Annotated in this window: 15 protein-coding genes; 10 read left to right on the forward strand and 5 right to left on the reverse strand. The window is 51.4% G+C overall.

Annotated elements, in window-relative coordinates; translation table 11 throughout:
• The first annotated feature begins 164 nt into the window (after nucleotides 1-164).
• The 7 genes from IPG22_21115 (at nucleotide 165) to IPG22_21145 (ending at nucleotide 8,440) form a co-directional block, all read left to right on the forward strand.
• A complete protein-coding gene (locus IPG22_21115; GenBank protein ID MBK6590781.1) occupies nucleotides 165-1,715 on the forward strand; it encodes an efflux RND transporter periplasmic adaptor subunit in 1,551 nt (516 codons plus the stop codon).
• A gap of 173 nt (nucleotides 1,716-1,888) precedes the next feature.
• Complete coding sequence (locus tag IPG22_21120) at nucleotides 1,889-2,566, forward strand: ABC transporter ATP-binding protein (protein ID MBK6590782.1); 678 nt, start codon at nucleotides 1,889-1,891, stop codon at nucleotides 2,564-2,566.
• Nucleotides 2,566-3,267, forward strand: coding sequence for a hypothetical protein (locus IPG22_21125; protein ID MBK6590783.1), 702 nt, complete (start codon nucleotides 2,566-2,568; stop codon nucleotides 3,265-3,267). The genes IPG22_21120 and IPG22_21125 overlap by 1 nt, the downstream gene beginning before the upstream one ends.
• A 69-nt stretch (nucleotides 3,268-3,336) precedes the next feature.
• Nucleotides 3,337-4,572: an ABC transporter permease gene (locus IPG22_21130; protein ID MBK6590784.1), complete on the forward strand. Its 1,236-nt coding sequence runs from the start codon at nucleotides 3,337-3,339 to the stop codon at nucleotides 4,570-4,572.
• A 6-nt stretch (nucleotides 4,573-4,578) separates the two neighbouring features.
• On the forward strand, nucleotides 4,579-5,841 hold the full coding sequence (locus tag IPG22_21135; protein MBK6590785.1) for an ABC transporter permease: 1,263 nt from the start codon (nucleotides 4,579-4,581) through the stop codon (nucleotides 5,839-5,841).
• A 96-nt stretch (nucleotides 5,842-5,937) separates the two neighbouring features.
• A complete protein-coding gene (locus IPG22_21140) occupies nucleotides 5,938-7,179 on the forward strand; it encodes an ABC transporter permease (protein MBK6590786.1) in 1,242 nt (413 codons plus the stop codon).
• 1 nt (nucleotide 7,180) lies between these two features.
• Nucleotides 7,181-8,440: an ABC transporter permease gene (locus tag IPG22_21145; GenBank protein MBK6590787.1), complete on the forward strand. Its 1,260-nt coding sequence runs from the start codon at nucleotides 7,181-7,183 to the stop codon at nucleotides 8,438-8,440.
• A 73-nt stretch (nucleotides 8,441-8,513) separates the two neighbouring features.
• Here the strand turns inward: IPG22_21145 and IPG22_21150 are convergent, their stop codons facing one another.
• From IPG22_21150 to IPG22_21160, 3 genes are read right to left on the reverse strand one after another with little or no spacing between them, the layout of a single operon-like run.
• Nucleotides 8,514-9,443: a YIP1 family protein gene (locus tag IPG22_21150; GenBank protein ID MBK6590788.1), complete on the reverse strand. Its 930-nt coding sequence runs from the start codon at nucleotides 9,441-9,443 to the stop codon at nucleotides 8,514-8,516.
• A gap of 42 nt (nucleotides 9,444-9,485) precedes the next feature.
• A complete protein-coding gene (locus tag IPG22_21155; GenBank protein MBK6590789.1) occupies nucleotides 9,486-10,514 on the reverse strand; it encodes a dipeptide ABC transporter ATP-binding protein in 1,029 nt (342 codons plus the stop codon).
• A 9-nt stretch (nucleotides 10,515-10,523) separates the two neighbouring features.
• A complete protein-coding gene (locus tag IPG22_21160; protein MBK6590790.1) occupies nucleotides 10,524-11,549 on the reverse strand; it encodes an ABC transporter ATP-binding protein in 1,026 nt (341 codons plus the stop codon).
• 252 nt (nucleotides 11,550-11,801) lie between these two features.
• Here IPG22_21160 and IPG22_21165 point away from each other — a divergent pair, with 252 nt between their 5' ends.
• Nucleotides 11,802-13,532: a S41 family peptidase gene (locus IPG22_21165; GenBank protein MBK6590791.1), complete on the forward strand. Its 1,731-nt coding sequence runs from the start codon at nucleotides 11,802-11,804 to the stop codon at nucleotides 13,530-13,532.
• 64 nt (nucleotides 13,533-13,596) lie between these two features.
• On the opposite strand, the gene IPG22_21170 is transcribed toward IPG22_21165, so the two are convergent.
• Complete coding sequence (locus IPG22_21170) at nucleotides 13,597-13,764, reverse strand: hypothetical protein (GenBank protein ID MBK6590792.1); 168 nt, start codon at nucleotides 13,762-13,764, stop codon at nucleotides 13,597-13,599.
• Nucleotides 13,765-13,812: 48 nt separating this feature from the next.
• Nucleotides 13,813-15,249, reverse strand: a complete 1,437-nt coding sequence (locus tag IPG22_21175; GenBank protein MBK6590793.1) for a M20/M25/M40 family metallo-hydrolase — start codon at nucleotides 15,247-15,249, stop codon at nucleotides 13,813-13,815.
• A gap of 90 nt (nucleotides 15,250-15,339) precedes the next feature.
• Here IPG22_21175 and IPG22_21180 point away from each other — a divergent pair, with 90 nt between their 5' ends.
• Entirely contained in the window at nucleotides 15,340-17,385 is a 2,046-nt protein-coding gene (locus IPG22_21180) for a S9 family peptidase (GenBank protein ID MBK6590794.1), read from the forward strand.
• A 12-nt stretch (nucleotides 17,386-17,397) separates the two neighbouring features.
• Nucleotides 17,398-19,101 (forward strand): M1 family metallopeptidase, encoded by a 1,704-nt coding sequence (locus IPG22_21185; protein ID MBK6590795.1) that lies wholly within the window; start codon nucleotides 17,398-17,400, stop codon nucleotides 19,099-19,101.
• The last annotated feature ends 9 nt before the right edge of the window (nucleotides 19,102-19,110 follow it).

Consider the following 19,110-nt stretch of genomic DNA (forward strand, 5'->3'; position numbering starts at 1 on the left):
TTAATGATGGTTCCTGCCACTGTTGCAATTGTCTTACATGCCCGCACTTTTTTGAAACAATGAGAAAAATCTCGTCGTAATACCCGCTTGATACGACATCCACAGGCACATTTAGCTATACTCTAAGGTTTAGAGACTTAATTTTTTGAGAGGAACATTCATCTATGGCATTGAGCCGTAAAACCAAGATCATCGTTGGCGTTGTTGCCGTTTTATTGATCGCAGCCGTGATCATCGGCAGCATCTTCGCCACGCGTAAGGATACACCGGAAGTTACGGTTGTTAAGGTAGAAACCAGGAAAGAGCTTAGGTCGACCGTCACATCTTCCGGAGAAGTGCGGCCGATACAGTTCATGAACCTTACAAGTGAGGTTCAGGGCCGTATCGAGGAGATCTATGTTAAGGAAGGCGACCAGGTGATCAAAGGGCAGCCGCTCGTCCGACTCGATCCCAATCAGCTTCAGTCGAATACGGACGCCCAGTTGGCTGCATTTCAAGCCTCGCAGGATGAAGTTCGTGTTTCTCAGTCGCAGGTGACGGCAGCCCAGAACAACTATGCCTCAGCCCAGCAGCAGTATAACGTCGCTCAGGTTGCGATCGACTCTGCACGTCAGGCGATCGTAGCGGCTCAGGCCGATGTCGACAGAGCCCAGGTCGAGGTTAATGCCGCGAATCGCGAGCTTCTTCGAAATCAGCAGCTCCTTGAGAGCGGCGTTATTGCGAGGTCTGAATACGATTCAGCTAAAGACCGCGTTGAAAACGCGAAAGCATCGCTTAATAATGCAAAGTCTAACCTCAATTCCCGTCAGATCAGCGTAAGAGATGTACAAACACGGCTTGCCCAGCAGCAGGTTTTGGTTCGCGATGCCAAACGCGGTGTTGATACTGCCAACCTCAATGTTGCGTCTAGCCAATCACGAGCCAATCAGTCAGCCGCTCAGCTTCGCGGACAGCGTAACCAGCGTGATAAAACGCTTCAGGTCGCTCCGATCAACGGCGTGATCGCTGAGATCCCGTCGAAGGTTGGTACCTTCGCCGTCGCTGGCCTTTCGACAACCGCACTATTGACCATCGCCGACATGTCCCAGATCAATGTCGAAGTAAAAGTCGATGAAACCTCGATCGATAAGGTTGAAGTTGGCCAAAAGGCAAAGATCAAGGTCGATGCATTCGGAGACAAGGAGATCGCGGGTGAGGTCATTCAGAAAACTCCGCTTGCTGTAGGTAAATCACAGACGAGCGGCGGTCTTTCGGTGAATATCAACGTCCAGGAAGCTAAAGAATTTCGCGTCGTTATCCAGATGCGGGACCTTCCAAAGGAAATTCAGGAAGGCCTTCGCCCGGGTATGAGTGCAACGGCTGAGATAACGACCAAAGTAGTTAATGATGTGATCGCGATACCGCTGCAGGCAGTTATTGAAAAGAAACCTGACGCTCAAGCGTCTCCGACCATCCAGGGCGACGCCCCGCAGCCTGCGGCGGGCGGTGAAAAACCAAAAATGATAACCGGCGTCTACGTTCTCGATGGAACGAAGGCCAAGTTTGTCGAGGTGACGACCGGCATCATCGGCGAATCTGATCGGCAGATCCTAACCGGCCTCAAGGAAGGCGACGAAGTGATAACGGGGCCAAGCAGGGTTCTAAATACACTTAAAGAAGGCACAGTCGTTAAAAAAGCCGTCAAGAAAGAGGGTGAAGCCGCGGCGAAGACCTAGCCGGAACGCAGGCATCCTGCCTGCGTTCCCAATTGTTCGCAACTACGGCTCAAGTTTGAGCTTTATGTATACGCAGGCATGATGCCTGCGGTCCAATCATGTACCGATTTATGGACGAAGAAAACGGAAATGGCGGTTCGTCTGCCTCGAAGATCGAAGGCCCGGGCGAAGCTTTGATAAGTATGCGACACATCTGGAAAACGTACCAGATGGGTAACGAAGAGCTTCATGCTCTCAAGGATGTGTCCTTCGAAGTTAAACGAAACGAATACGTTGCGATCATCGGGCCTTCCGGCTCGGGTAAGTCGACATTGATGAACCTGATCGGCTGCCTCGACTCCCCGTCAAAAGGTGAATACTGGATCAACGGCAATCTGGTCTCCGATATGACAGATGACGAACTGGCGCGCATCCGAAACAAAGAGATCGGCTTTGTTTTCCAGACTTTCAATCTTCTCGCCCGTGCTACGGCGTTGCACAATGTTGAGCTTCCGCTGATATACGCAGGTATGAGAACGGCGGAACGACACGATCAGGCTCTCGCCTCCCTGACAGCAGTTGAACTTGGAGATCGCGTGATGCACCGGCCGAATGAACTTTCTGGTGGCCAGCGACAGCGTGTTGCGATCGCTCGGGCGTTAGTGAATAACCCGTCAATTTTGCTTGCTGACGAACCTACGGGAGCTCTCGATTCTAAGACGAGCGTCGAGATCATGCATTTGTTCGAAAAGCTTCACGAAGATGGCAATACGATCATTCTCGTTACCCATGAGCCCGAGATCGCCGAACGTGCGCATCGCGTGATCACGATCCGCGACGGTGAGATCGAGAAAGACGAACGCATCAGGTAATGGATGGCGTTCCTCGATATGTTTCAGTAGTATTTCTTGTGACGGCATTCGCTGCGGTCTGGTTTTTGCTCCAGGCCGCCAAATCCGTTGGTCTGCAGGCATTGCCATCTAAGGTTCTCCTTTTCCTCCTTCCGCTTTGGATCATTTTTCAATCTGTCCTGTCGATCGGCGGCTTTTATGAGAATACGGATACCCTGCCGCCAAGGCTTTTTGTTTTTGGCATTCTGCCGGGCTTGGTTTTGAATCTCACGTTTCTGCTCTTTTTTCGACCCACCTTTGTTGAAAAGCTCCCGTTAGAGTTGTTGACACTCGTTCATGTTGTTCGAATTCCGGTCGAGTTTGTGCTCTACTGGCTTTTTTTAGGTTCCATGGTCCCTCGAGAAATGACTTTTGCAAGATGGAACTATGACATCTTGACCGGAATCCTCTCACTGCTCGTTTACCTGACGGCCTTCCGAGGGAATACTGTGAATAAGGCCATCCTCGTTGCTTTCAATTTTATCGGACTTGCATTGTTATTGACCGTGGTATCGATCGCGGCACTTTCCGTGCCTTCGCCGATCCAGCAAATTGCGTTTGACCAGCCGAATCGAGCGGTCCTGACATTCCCATACTCATTGCTGCCCACGATCGTCGTGCCGATCGTGCTTTTTGCCCACTTGGCGTCGCTTTGGAAACTATTTGTTCGGAGGACGAAATAATAGAGGATTTTTGTTAAACTCTTTCGAGATAGCAACGTATTTAACTTCTTGACGGATCGGCTGATATAGATGAATTTTTCCGAGACAATAAAACTAGCATTTTCAGCGATTTGGGCACATAAGTTGAGGTCGTTTCTAACGCTGCTCGGCATGATCATCGGCGTCACGGCGTTCATGGTCGTGCTTTCGCTTCTGCAGGGGTTTAATTCTTACGTTGACGAAAAGATAGCCGGTATTGGCTCTAATTCTTTCACTCTGCGCCGCTTTAGTTTTGATGATTTTAAGGACACCGATACGATCGCAGCGGCACAGCGCCGGAACAAGGAACTCACCTTCGAAGAACGCGATTTCATCCGCGAGCGGGCACAGTTGATCGACAAGATCGGTGCCAAGGCTGGCAACATGTCGAGAGACGTCAAACGCGGCAAGGAATCTCTCAGCAGTGTCCAGATCTCCGGAGCGGAGCCGATCATCGCAGAGATCGATAAACTGGACATCGCTGAAGGCCGCTATTTTTCGCCGCCCGAGAATGACAATGCTGCTCGCGTGGCCTACATCGGAATGGATGTTTCGAAGAAGCTATTTCCGCAAGGCGGTGCTCTCGGGCAGGAAATTACGATATCGGGCATACCGTATAAGATCATCGGTGTTCAGACGGCAAAAGGAACCGTTTTTGGCCAGCCTCAGGATAATTTCGTGACGCTTCCGATCAAGACTTTCGGCAGTGCATTTGGCGGCCTTAGAAATAACCGGGCACCGTATTTTGTCATCACTGCGAAAAACGAAAAGACATTCAATGATGCGGTCGAAGAGGTTCGTACTCTGATGCGTATCAAGCGAAAGATCCCATTTGGAGAAAAGGACACTTTTGGGATCTTAACTCCGGATGCGATCACGGGCATTCGTGACCGCATTTTGGGACCGACCTTTATTGTGATCATTGCCGTTCCGACGATCGCTCTTGTGGTCGGTGCGATCGTGATCATGAATATCATGCTGGTTTCAGTTACCGAGCGAACGAAAGAGATCGGCATCCGCAAAAGCCTCGGGGCACGGCAAGCCGACATTCTTAAGCAGTTTCTGATGGAATCGGCGACACTTTCGGCGATCGGGGGCACTATTGGCCTGATAATCGCTGAACTTCTAGGGATAATTATCACTGCGTTTGTTTTTCAAACACGGATTCCGATCTGGTCGGCCGTTTTCGCAATTCTTGTATCAGGCGGCGTCGGAATACTGGCTGGCCTGTTTCCAGCATGGAAAGCCGCACGGCTTGACCCAATTGAGGCTCTAAGGGCGGATTGATCCAAAATGAATTTTTTAGTCGGTTCATTTTACGAGAATTTTAAGATGGCGTTTGATACGCTGCGAAGCAATAAGCTGCGCTCGTTTCTTACGATCGTCGGTGTCGTCGTCGGTGTGATCACTGTGATGCTTATCTCCTCGATCATTAGCGGAATCAATGTCGCTGTCGAGAAGGAGATCGAGTCATTTGGTACACGGTCGATCTTTCTCTACAAAATGGACATCGGCATCAGAACAAGCCAGCCGACCCGAGAGGAGCGAATGCGCAAGCCGCTCACGATGGATGATGCCGCCGAGATCGCTAATCTGAAAACGATCGAAGTCGCTGTTCCGTTTCTCGATATTTCGAATAATTTCTTTGGTCAAAAGATCAACGTAACCGGCAAGAACGGAAAAACTTCTACATCCGTCCAGCTAAATGGAACGCTCCCGGCAGTGGAAAAAACAAGCTCCGAAGTGCTCGTCGATGGGCGGTGGTTCTCAGACGCGGAAAATGAAGCGAAGGCAAACGTCTGCGTGATCGGCAATTTCGTGAAAGAAGCCTATTTTCCTTACGAATCCCCGTTAGGCCAAACGATCGAGATCGGATCGCAGGAATACCGCATTATTGGGCTGCTCGAAAAGAAGGAACAACTTTTCGGCGGCGGCGGCGGTAATAATGACCAGACAAATATCATCTATATGCCGATGAATTCGGCGTTGAAGCTCAAGCCGAATGCGGACGATCTGTTTATCCTTGCGGTTGCTCGCGAAGGCCAGTTAGAAAAGGCGAAAGATGATATTCAGGACCTTCTGAGAACTCGGCGGCAGGTTAAATTTGGGGACAAGAATAACTTCGCAATGGAGACCGCAGCCAGCCTTATCGATCAGTTTTCGGCGATCACGGGCGGCGTCTTTCTGGCCATGGTGGTTATCTCTTCGGTCGGTTTGATGATCGGTGGTATCGGTGTGATGAATATCATGCTCGTGTCGGTTACCGAACGAACCCGCGAGATCGGCATTCGAAAGGCCATCGGTGCAAAGCAGAGTGATATTTTGCTTCAATTCCTCATTGAGGCCGCCACCTTGACCGGTTTTGGCGGCATTGTCGGCCTTCTGATCGGCTGGGGACTCACTTTCCTGGTACGTATCTTCTTCCCTTCCTATGTGCCGCTCTGGGCTCCCATTGCCGGTTTCGGTGCGAGTGTGGGCATCGGGCTCATATTCGGACTATTTCCTGCCTGGAAGGCAGCTCGGCTCGACCCGATCGAGTCGCTCCGATACGAATAATTCCGCTTTGCGGTCTCCGATTTTAACTTCCAAGTGTGCTAGACATCACAGACATGTGAAATATTTCACGCTACTCTGTCTACAGGCGGTGAGATCATGGGCATGCGTGTCGCGGATACGGTTAAGCTGGCCCTTACCGAAGTTTGGGCTCATCCGCTGCGCTCATTCCTAACTCTCCTCGGTATGATCATTGGGATGACGGCCTTCATGGTCGTGCTTTCGCTCCTACAGGGATTCAACACATACGTTGACGAAAAGATCGCTGGCATTGGGTCAAATTCATTTACAATCTCACGTTTCAGTTTCGCGGATTTTGGGAACAGTGATGCGATGGCAGCTGCCCGCCGGCGCAACAAGGAACTCGATCTTGATGAACTTGAGTTTATCCGCAGAAACGCTCGTTTAGTTGGAATGATCGGAGCAAAGGCAAGCGGCGTTCAGCGTGAGATCCGGTTTAAAGAAGAGATCCTCTCGGACATATCAATTACTGGCGTCGAACCTATCGTTGGTGAGATCGAGCAGGTAAATGTGGCAGAGGGGCGCTATTTTTTGGACGTTGACGATGATAACGGCCTTCGGGTTGCGTTTATCGGTGCAGATATTCAAACCACGCTATTCCCGCGAGGCGATGCGGTCGGCAGCGAGATCTACATTGCGGGTATTCCGTACAAGATAATAGGCGTTCAGGTTGCGAAAGGGAGCGTGTTCGGCCAATCACAAGATAATTTCGTCCTCTTACCACTGAAAACCTTTGCGACCGCGTTTGGCGGGATCAAGTTTAGCCGTGCCCCATCCTTTGTCGGGACGCCGGCTGGTTCAACGAGTATGGATCTCGCGGTTGACGAAGTCCGTGTGCTGCTAAGGATAAAACGGAAATTAGCTGCCGACGAAAAAGACAATTTCGGTATCAGCACTCCTGAGGCGATCAGCGGCGTTCGCCAAAGTATCTTTGGAAGCATCTCGATCGCGATCCTTGTAGTTCCGGCGATAGCCTTGGTTGTCGGTGCGATCGTGATCATGAACATCATGCTTGTTGCCGTGACGGAGAGGACCAAAGAAATTGGCATTCGGAAGGCAGTTGGGGCTCGCCAAAAAGATATTTTACGCCAGTTTCTGATCGAATCCGCAGTACTATCCGTCATCGGAGGCGTGATCGGACTCGTTCTCGCATACATCATCGGCATGGTGATCACGCGGCTTGTTTTTCCAACAAAGATCCCACTATGGTCGGTCGTTGTATCCATCGGCGTTTCCGGTGCAGTGGGAATTCTCGCCGGCCTCTTTCCGGCTCGGAAAGCCGCCCGTCTACATCCGATCGAGGCGATGAGATTTGAATAGTATGAAACCCACAACCTCCAAATTCATCGAGAATTTCAAGATGGCGTGGGACACGCTGCGCGGTAATAAACTCCGCTCCGCACTCACAATTCTCGGCGTTGTCATTGGTGTTGTGACCGTAATGCTCATTTCATCCATCATCAGCGGGATCGAGGTCGCAGTTGAAGATCAGGTCAAATCGTTCGGTACACGATCCGTGTTTATCTATAAGACGACGCCCGGTCCGCGGACGGCCCGCCCGACGCAGGACGAAAGGACGAGGCCAAATCTGACTTTAGACGATGCAATGGCACTTCGATCTCTTTCGGAGCTGGAAACGGCTGTGCCGCAGCTAAATGTCTCCAGCGGGCCGATGGGCGGCGAGACGATCGTTTCCGCTCAGGGCGTCCAATCGTCAAATATCAATATCGTGGGAACCCTTCCTGAGATAGCTGAAGCAGGTACGGAGGAGATCGTTGAAGGTCGATGGTTCACGCAACCCGAAAATGAATTAAAGATCGATGTCTGTCTAATCGGTAACAGTGTCAGGGAGACATTTTTCCCAAGCGACTCGCCTCTTGATCAAAAGATCGAGATCGCTGGCAGGCCTTTTAGAGTGATCGGCGTACTTGAGAAAAAGGAACAGTTTCTAGGCGGTGGCGGAGGCCGCTCAGATCAGAGCAATGTGATCTATGTGCCGTTTGAATCAGCGAGCAGAATGAAACCAGGTTCAGCGGATGTGAATATAATGGCGATCGCAAAAGAGGGACGTTTAAGCCAGGCCCAGGACCAAGTTGAGGATTTACTTCGCATTCGTCGCAAGGTTCCTTACGGTGAGCCAAACAACTTCGCTCTGGCAACAGCCGACAGCATCATCGATCAGTTTCAATCGATCACGGCCGGAGTTGCCCTTGCCATGGTGGTCGTTTCTTCGATCGGATTGATGATCGGCGGAATCGGTGTGATGAACATAATGCTTGTTTCCGTAACCGAACGAACCAGAGAGATCGGCGTACGAAAAGCTCTCGGTGCCCGAAATGCCGATATTCTTCAGCAATTTCTTATCGAGGCCGCCTCACTAACCGGCCTTGGCGGACTCATTGGGCTCATCATAGGCTGGCTCCTGACGTTACTCGTTAGATTGTTCCTGCCGTCGTATGTTCCGCTGTGGGCTCCGATCGCCGGATTTTGTGCCAGCGTTGGTATCGGCGTAATTTTTGGGCTGTTTCCGGCATGGAAGGCAGCCCGTCTCGACCCGATCGAATCTTTGCGGTATGAATAGCAAACCCCTACAAGGTCAAAGGGCGTCCGATGCAATTCTGCCCGTACGCCCTTTCATTTGATTGGTTCGATGATTAGCTGATGAAGCTAGGGAACGCTATCGCCATTCCCAGGCCGAAGAGTAGTAGGACTACAAATATCGAAATGCTCGCCGTCCAGGCGATCGTTCCGGTTACCTTTTCTCCCGCATTTTTTAGTCCGATAGCATTCAGTGCGACCCAATAGAACATCAGCAGGCTGAACGACCCCAGCAATGTGTAGATAACAGGATGCTCAGCAGACGAAACAAGGAAATTAAGACTGTCCTGGATCAGGGTTTGTTGGCCGAGGATCGGGTGGATGTCTGTCGGATCTTTGATGTAGAGAACAATTGTATTCAGTACAAAACGTAGTACGCTTACTGGAAACCAGGCATAGATCACCACCGAGTATGCCTGCCAGAAATTCATCTTTCCTCCCATTGCCAGAGCAAACAGTAGGAATACCGCAGCCAGGATCGCGGATATTACCGTAAAACCGGCGAACGCAGCCGGTAGTTGGATCACCCGCTGCAACTTACTCTGAGCATCAAGGATTGCCTGAGCACGTCCACTTTCTACTTGTTTTCTTGCTTCTTCATTGTTTGCAATGAAGGACATCTCCAGTGTCTTGTCGATCGTGAAATTGGCAATGCGTTCCGCACCGAGCCTGTTAGCGAAAAGAAGCGAGTAACTGGCCGACAAAATGACCATTATCAACAATGCGACTAGAAACCTGGGATGTCGCCGAAAATTGCCGAAAACCTCACCCGGAGAGAAAAAGATATTTACCAGGCTGCTGGCGGTCGACATCCGCTCGGTACCATCAGTTTCCGGTTTGCTGATAAAGCTCAGACCGATGATCAAACCGCCGCATAGGATAAGAAAAACTCCCGCCCCAGTAGCTCCGGGCACAACTTTTGCGATGCTCAGCACCGCAAGAATAAGACCGAGCGCAGCAACGACGATTCCAGCAAAACGATTCATAATTTCCTCGAAATAAGTTGGATTAAGTACTACAAAAACAAATTACGCCGGAAGGTTTCCGATTGTTTCACTTTTCGTGTGCGGGGATCCATAGCCATCAGCTCGAATGCAGGCAGCAAAATGCCCGGGGGCTAGCTCCCGCAGTTCTGGGTCAACCGTTGAGCATTCTTCGATCGCTATCGGGCATCGTGTTCGGAACCTGCATCCTGACGGCGGGTTGATTGGCGTAGGCACATCTCCTTTCAGTACGATCCTTTCCCTTTTCATCTTAGGGTCAGGTACCGGTATTGCCGAAAGCAGTGCTTTTGTGTATGGGTGAATGGGTGATTCGTAAAGCTCGGCGGCATCACATATCTCGACGATCTTGCCGAGATACATTACCGCGACCCGGTCCGAAATATGCTCTACGACAGCTAGGCCGTGCGAAATGAATAGATAGGTCAAGCCAAATTCCTGCTGAAGGTCCTGCAAGAGATTTACGACCTGTGCCTGAACCGAAACATCGAGGGCCGAAACAGGTTCGTCACAGATTATGAGTTTTGGATTGAGAGCAAGTGCTCTTGCGATCCCCAATCTCTGACGCTGACCGCCCGAGAATTCATGCGGGTAACGATCCGCATATTTAGGATCAAGGCCGACCCGGGCAAGCAGATCTTCGACCTTTGCGTTCTGTTGGACTTTTGTGCCGATGCCGTGTATCTTAAGCGGCTCGGAGATTATCGACCGGATGCTCAATCGCGGATTCAGGCTGGCATAAGGATCCTGAAAAATGATCTGCATCTCGCGACGCAGAGCCTGTATTTCTTTATTCGGTAACCCGACGATATTACGCCCTTCGAACCGAACTTCCCCGCTCGTCGGCTCATGCAGCCTCAGCAGGCATCGTCCGACGGTGGATTTCCCGCAGCCTGATTCGCCCACTAATCCGAGGGTCTCGCCCGCAATAATATCGAATGAGACATTGTCGACGGCCTGCACGACGTCGTCGCTATTTTCGACGGGAAAATGCTTCACCAGGTTCCGGACCTCGAGAAGTACATTTGATCGAGTTTTAGCGGCGTTATCCGTCATCTTTATACTCTATGCGTCAGCTGACAATGTTCGCTCACGCGCAATACTGAATTTCTGCTTCTCATCATGCAGAACACAACGAACCTTGACCCCATTCGGCAGAGGGGTAAGCGGTATCTCGCCCTCGACGCAGATCTCCATTCGTTGTTCGCAACGAGGCGCGAAATGGCAGCCGAATGGCAGATTTGTTGGGCTTGGAACGGTTCCCTCGATGGTTTGCAGTCTAACCGCTTTGGCAGTTCCCGCGTCGGTCAATTTGGGCACTGACCGCAAAAGGCCGCGTGTATACGGATGCTTTGGATCTTCAAACAGTTCATTGACACCGGATTCCTCGACGATCTTGCCGGTGTACATAACGCAAACTCGGTCCGCAACCTCAGCGACAACCCCTAAATCGTGTGTGATCAGTAGGATAGCGAGCTTTCTCGACCGGCGTAGTTCGTTCAGCAATTCCAATATCTGAGCCTGGATCGTGACATCAAGTGCCGTTGTCGGTTCGTCAGCGATCAGCAGATCTGGATCACACGCAAGCGCCATTGCGATCATAACCCGCTGCCGCATACCACCCGAAAGTTGATGCGGATAGTCGTTCACCCGGCGTTCGGGTGACGGAATAGAAACCTCGCGCATCGCTTGTATCGCGGCTTCCCAAGCCTTTTTCTTATCGAGTTTTCGATGCAGCCGCAAGGCTTCGGCGATCTGCTCGCCGACTGTAAAAACCGGATTCAGCGAGGTCATCGGGTCCTGGAAGATCATCGCAATGTCATTCCCACGGATCTCTCGCAAACGCTCGTCTGTCGCAGTCGTTAGATCTTCTCCCTTGAACTTGATCGACCCGCTTGTGATCTTGCCCGGTTTTGAGATCAAACGCATTATCGAGAGGGCCGTGATCGATTTGCCGCAGCCTGATTCGCCCACAAGCCCGAGAAGCTCGCCCTCACCGATGGAAAAACTAACTCCATCGACCGATTTTACAAGGCCTGCCCGCGTGGGAAACTGAGTTCTGAGATTTGTAACTTCGAGTAAATGAGACACTGAAATATTTTGGATCTAGGTTTGACTGAAACCGGCCGTAAACCTTGCTCGTATCAAAACAACGGGGCACGTTGCTCCTGAGGTTTGCGACTCGAAAAGTTTAACCTAATTGTATCAGCCAGAAAAGTTAGCCGTCTTTTTTATTTAGTATTCGGGGGCAACTAAACCCGTCGCTTTTTCCTCAAAGGGATGTTATTCTTTTTCTCAACGAATTTCGGCTAGTAGAAGGTTACCCCGGGAGATTTAACACTTGTGAAGCAAAGCAGTACACGCCTTTTCGCTCTCTTACTTGTCCTTTCTCTTTCAAGCTTTGGGTTTGCCCAGAGCCCGATCTCCACTGCCAAGACCCAACCTGAACGGGCGGCGGATGGCTCCAAGAAGGCTGGTTCCAAACCGGTCACCGCGGACGTAATTAACAGCGATATCAAGGAAGCTCTCGCCGTGATCCAGTCTAATTACGTTGGAGCTAAGACGCTCGATTACAACGAGGTATTCAAATCATCGATCGACTCAATGCTGCATTCACTCGATCCGCACTCGAATTATTTCGATGCTAAAGAGTTCGAGCAGTTCAAGACAGATCAGAGTTCGCGGTATTTTGGTATTGGTGCAACGATCGGCGACCTGAGCGATCCGGACGGAAAGGTGCTTGCTACCTATATCAAGGCTACCTTCGAAGGAGCTCCGGCGCACCGTGGCGGTCTCCGATATGGTGACAAGATCGTCGAGGTTAATGGAACTTCGATGCTTGGCAAACCATTTAGCGAAGTTCGAACATTCCTTCGCGGGCCTCAGGGAACATCGGCCAAGATAGTCGTTGAACGCCTGGCTACCGGTAAACGCGAGACGGTCGATATCGTCCGCGATGCGGTGCCCCAGCCGTCGATCAGCGAAGCCTACATGATCCGTCCGGGTATCGGTTACATCAACATGAATGGTGGTTTTAACCAGACGACCTACAATGAGTTCGTCCAGGCTATGCGTCAACTTACTGCCGCCGGTATGCAGCAGCTAGTGATCGACCTTCGCAACAACGGCGGCGGGCTTGTAAGCCAGGCATATCGCGTCGCAAATGCGTTCCTTTCGGAAGGACAGGTTATCTTTTCACAAAAAGGCCGAATGGAAGGTGCGACCGATCCGCCTTATCGCTCGGTGAATCGCACGCCGAACCGTTCGCCCATCGTGATGCTTGTTAATCGCAATACGGCGTCCGCGTCAGAGATTCTGGCAGGTGCGTTGCAGGATCATGACCGAGCATTGATCGTTGGCGAGGACACCTTCGGTAAGGGCCTTGTTCAGAATCCTTTCCAACTAGAGTACGGTTCGATGCTGCTCCTAACGATAGCTAAGTACGAAACGCCGGCCGGACGACTGATCCAGAGAGATTATTCGAATGGTGAGCTTTACAACTATTACACTGAAGGCGGCAGTTTGCGTGATGAGAATCAGGAGGCTGCGAAGCCCAAGGGATCCGAAAGCAAGACTGACACTGGCCGATCAGTATACAGCGGCGGCGGTATTAATCCGGATGTTCCGATAAAGCCGCAGACCATCACCAACGAGCGTGCACGCGTCCAGGCAAAGATCGCTGTACCGGCATTTGCCTATACGCTTGACCTGGTTGTCGGCAAGGTTAAAGGATTGGAGAATTATAAAGTAGACAAGCCGATCACTTTTGATTACGACATCAAACCGACGGACTATCCTATAAGCGATGCAGTTTTTGCCTCGTTCAAGGAGTTTGCCGTCGAAAAATACAAGATCCCTGCGGCTCAGATCGATCGTGAGAAGGAATTTGTCGAACGTATTCTGCGTACGGAATTGGTTACCGCTGCATTTGGAACGCAGACCTCGTCACAGGTTTTCAATGAATATGATACTCAGTTGCTTAAGGCTATTGAGCTTCTTCCACAGGCTAAACAGCTTGCAATGCAGAGTGAGCGTGCAAAGACCGTTACTCGGCAGAAGAATACGGTAAACTAGTGTGTCGAAGAGTGGTTAATATACGAAAGGCCGTCCGGGTTGGGCGGCCTTTTTGATTTGGTAACTAGAAAAGCCAGCGGATCAAGTAGAAGAGCCCGATACCGATGCCTGCAAGAACTGCGAGGGCGGCAAGTATTAGTCCGGCGACAACGAATTTAAATTTCTTGTACCGGTTCGGATCGGGCGGCGATAACTGACTCTGCGGAAAATATGGCGGCGGACGATTAAGCATATCTCAAAGTCTAATGTCCGCCGCTCAAAGTATCAAGCCTACGAAAATTTATCGAGGCAGCGGCTGCTCAAGATTTGCGAGGCCGTACGCCATTACTGCCATCAGCGAGCCGAGCTCTGCAAGCTCTTTCGGATTCACCTTGTCAAATGTATCCGCCGCCGTATGGTGATAGTTGAAATAAGTCTGCTGATTGAAATATGGAGCAAAAGACGGAACCCCCGCCTGCGTCAGTGGTCCGATGTCCGCTCCAACGCCGCCTGGCTGCAATTGCCCTTGCGAAGCTCCTTGCGAAGCCAACAGACGGCTAAGCGGTGCGAAATACGGCAACGCCTCTGCTTTACCCGCGAACTGAAACCCGAGTGGATGTGAGGCTCCTAGATCGCTTTCCAAAGCCGCGAAATGCTTACCCACGTCATTTTTGTATTCCTCAAAATACCCGCGGCCACCGGCTCCGCCGTTCTCTTCATTCATAAATGCGACGACGCGGATCGTTCGTTTTGGCTTGAGTTTCATCCGCTTGATCAGATAGCCGACCTGCATTGAGACGGCGACGCCGGTCGCATCGTCAAGAGCACCGGTGCCCAGATCCCATGAGTCGAGGTGGCCGCCGAGAACGACGATCTCATCGGGTTTCTCACTTCCCTTCAGGTCGCCAATGACGTTGTAGCTCACGCCGTCCGGCATCGTTTTCGGCGTCAACGTGAACCGAACCTTCGTTTTACCTTCTGAGGCGAGGTGTGCAAGCATTTCAGCATCTTCGAATGATACCGCCGCCGCCGGGATCTTTGTCACACCATCCGTGTAGCCCATCGATCCGGTATGAGCGAGCCGGTTTTGGGAGCCTCCGGCCGAACGAACGAGTACGCCGATCGCTCCAAGCGGTGCCGCCGCCATCGCTCCGCCGAAACGGAACTGGACAGCCTGGCTGTATGCCGCTCCGCCAAAACCGCTTGCCTGCAATTCGCGGTCGAATTTGTTATTGAAGAGAACTATCTTTCCCGCGACTTTCTCTCGGCCCAGAGCATTGAGCTCTTCGAAGCTGCTGACAACGACAATTTCGCCCGTCAGCCCTTCAGCCGGAGTCGCAATACTGCCGCCAAGTGCCGTCAAAACGATCTTCTGCGTCGTACCAGGAGCCATACCCGGAAATTCAACCACTTCGCCCGTCTCGATACCGCGAACCCATACCGGCACGGTCAATTTCTGAAGCCGAACCTCTAAACCGGCTTTTCGCATTTCGTCGGCGACGTATTCGACCGCACGCTGGGCTTGAGCCGACCCTGTCAATCGCGGCCCGATATTCGTCGTCAGGTATCGTGTTTGACGGTAGGCATAATCGCTCCCGAGTGCCGCCTTTTGCACCTGGGCTAACTCGGCAAGCGTCTTTTCGGAATAAAGCAGCGGAGTCGGTGCCGGGGCAGGCTGTTGCGAAAAAGTGGATGAAACTGCAACGGCAGCGACGAGCAGCAAGTTAAATGGTTTCATAGGGTTATCCTAGCGAATTGATTCAGCTTTGCAAAAGATATATGCGATAATAATCGTAGATTTACCACATTTTAACATTCAGGAAATTGTATGAAACGCGTACTACAGATATTTGGTTTCGTTATCTTTGCTTCGCTGGCTGCCTACGCCCAAACGCCGTTCACGGCGAAGGATATGCTTACGCTCAAGCGCCTTGCCGACCCTCAGCTTTCGCCTGACGGCAAGACGGTTGCTTACACTGTCGGAACGCCCGATATGGCGGCAAATCGCGTTGTGAATCAGATCTGGACGATGAATATCGACGGCAGCCGTCCTCGCCAGATCACCAACGGAAATTCCTCCAGCAGTGGCCCCCGGTGGTCGCCGGACGGCAAACGGATCGCCTATAACAACGGCGGCCAGATCTGGACAATGGAAGCTGACGGTGATGACAAGGAGCAGGTTACAAAACTCTCAAGCGGCGCCAGTGGGCCGGTTTGGTCGCGTGACGGAAAGTCCATTGCATTCGCGTCTGACGTTTATCCCGAATGTCAGTCCGACGAGTGCAACAAGGCCGAGGACGAGAAGGCCGAAAACAGCAAGGTCAAGGCTCACGTGACCGAACGTCTGCTCTTTAAACACTGGAACGAATGGCGTGACCGTAAGCGTACCCATGTCTTTGTGGTTTCCGAAAAGGGCGGAGCGGCTCGTGATGTAACACTTGGTGATTTCGATTCGCCACCTTACGGAGCGGCTTCGGGAGTTGACTACACGTTTTCGCCGGATGGATCGAGCATTGTGTTCCTTCGAAATCCGGATAAGGTAGAAGCGATTTCGACAAATAGCGACGTCTACATATCGCCGCTCAGCGGCGGAAACACCAAGAATATCACTGCCGGAATGAACGGCTATGACGCTTCACCGGTTTACACGCCGGACGGCAAGTACTTGATCTTCCGGTCGCAGCCGCGTGCGGCATTTGAGGCCGATCGCTGGCGCTTGATGCGTTACAACCCCGCTAATGGCGAGATCGTTGAATTAACTAAAGGATTTGACCAGCAAGTCAATGAAATGGTCATCTCTTCCGACAGCAAGACCGTGTTTTTCACGGCCGGCGAGCGAGGACGAGACCCGATCTTCTCAGTGCCTGTAGAACCGGATTTCCGCCTTCGCATCGCAACTCATGTTAAAAAGGTACTCGATGGTGTTTATGCAGGTTCATTAAATATCTCTGCGGACGGAAGAACACTTGTCTTTGCCTCGAGTTCCATGACATCGCCGAATGAGGTGATGCGGGTTGGAACCGACGGCAGCGGGCTCACTGCCTTGACATCGGTCAATCAGTCCGCCCTGACCCGGTATGGCCTGCGAAAGGCTGAGGATGTCGAATGGAAAGGGGCCCTCGGAGCGAATATTCACGGATTTGTCGTAAAACCGGCAAATTTTGATCCCGCAAGAAAATACCCTCTGATCGTTCTAATTCACGGAGGCCCGCAGGGAGCTTGGAACGATTCCTGGAGTACCCGCTGGAACCCGCAGGTTTGGGCAAACCAAGGTTATGTAGTATTTGCTCCTAATCCGCGCGGATCGACGGGGTATGGCCAGAAGTTCGTGGATGAGATCTCAGGTGACTGGGGCGGCAAAGCCTATACCGATATTATGAACGGCGTTGCCGATATCATTAAACGGCCTTATGTTGATAAGAACCGGATCGGAGCGGCTGGAGCTAGTTATGGCGGATACATGGTCGACTGGCTGCTCGGTCACAACAATGACCCGCGATTCAAATTCAAGGCATTTCTGTCGCATGCAGGTGTCTATAACCTCGAAAGCATGGCTACCGCAACTGAGGAGATCTGGTTCGTAAAGTGGGAATTCAAAGGAATGCCGTGGGAAAATCCGGTGCAGTACAATCGCTGGTCACCGCATAAGTTCGCGAAGAACTTTGCGACCCCAACGCTTGTAACGGCTGGCGAGCTCGATTATCGGGTTCCTGTCGATCAGAGCCTTCAGCTTTACACGACGCTCCAGTTGAAGGGCGTTGATTCCAAGCTCGTAGTCTTTCCTGACGAAGGCCACTGGATCCTAAAGCCGCAGAATTCTGAGTTTTGGCACGGTCACGTTATGGACTGGTTCAAGAAATATTTGAAACCGTAGCAGCACATTTTTATGAAAACGAAAAGGGTTATTCCCGTTATTTTCTCGGCCGTTATCCTTGTGATCGCGGCCTTTTCCACGTTTGCCCAGATCAAAAGAGCTGATTTTAACCGGCCGCAAACGGTCGATATTCAGCATTACGTGATCCGAGCGAGCTTTGACCGGGCGAAGAAAACGGTGAGTGGCGACACAACGGTCTCGTTCAGGCCGATAAGTTCGGACCTACGATCGATCGAGCTCGATGCTGTCGACCTGAAATTCACCTCGGTGAAACTCGAGCCGTCCGGTATCGATCTTAACTACAAGGCGGCTAACGGAAAGATCACAATAACGCTGGACAAAGCTTACGGTGCGGACGAAACCATCGCCGTTCGCCTTAAATACAGTGCTGAGCCGAAGAAAGGCGTATATTTTGTCGACGCCAGCAGCTCCGCGGACGGCGTCAAGCATTCAGCTCAGATCTGGTCACAGGGCGAGGCGGAAGAGGCACGTCATTGGTTCCCGTCATATGATTTCCCTAGCGATAAAGCGACAACAGAGCAATACATTACCGCGCAATCGAAAGAGACTGTTATCGGAAACGGAGAGTTTCTCGGTAAAGCTGACAACGGCGACGGAACCTCAACGTGGCACTACAAGATGCCGGTTCCGCACTCGACATATCTTGTTTCATTCGTCATCGGCGAGTATGTAAAGATCGAGGACAAGTATAAGGATATCCCGCTTGGTTTTTATGTTTATCCCGGAAAAGAAGTGACGGCAAGAAAGGCTTTTGGTGATACCAAAAAGATGATCGCCGTCTATGAGGAGCTGACGGGAGTTGCGTTTCCTTATAACAAATACGACCAGACGATCGTTTCGCAGTTTCAGTTTGGCGGCATGGAGAATATTACCGCAACAACCATGGCGGATACTGAGATCTTCTTCGCGGAATTCGATTTTGGAAAAATGACCGTGATGGATCTCGTTTCACACGAATTGGCCCATTCGTGGTTCGGTGATCTGGTTACGTGCCGTAATTGGGCCGAACTGTGGCTCAATGAGGGATTTGCTACATTCATGGAGGCAGCATATCGGGAGAATCAGTTCGGCCGTGGCGACTATATGCGTAAGATCCGTTCGGATGCAGCGGCATTTCTGGTCGACGATTCGATCAACCGCCGCCGTCACGCTTTATACAACCAGCGGGCGGCGGACGTAGATTCCCTGTTTGATAATGCTGCGACAACCTATAACAAGGGCGGAGCGATTGTCCACACTATTCGCGAGCAGGTTGGTAATGAGAATTTCTGGAAAGCTATCAACATCTACCTGAATCGGCATAAATTCGGCCCGGTCGAATCGACCGACCTGAGAAAGGCAATGGAAGAGGTTTCAGGCCAGGAACTCACGTGGTTTTTCGACCAGTGGGTCTACGGAGCCGGAGCACCAAGCCTAAGTGTAAAGCAGACGTTTAGCCAGAGATCGAAAAGCCTTACCCTTACGGTCTCGCAAATCCAACTGACCGACACCATAACACCTGCCGTTTTCCGGCTGCCGCTCACGATCTCATACAAGGTCGGAGGCAAAAAGGTGGTTCAGCAAATCGACGTCAGCAAGCGAATCCAGTCGTTCACATTCAAAACAGACGGGAAACCTTCCGACCTGGAGATCGATCCGGACGAACGGATCCCGTTGAAGAAGTTAAAGTTCAAGCCGCTCGTGGTTACAAAATGAGCTTTAGGC

This window comes from Acidobacteriota bacterium (genome assembly GCA_016703965.1).
In the GTDB taxonomy this organism is placed as follows: domain Bacteria; phylum Acidobacteriota; class Blastocatellia; order Pyrinomonadales; family Pyrinomonadaceae; genus OLB17.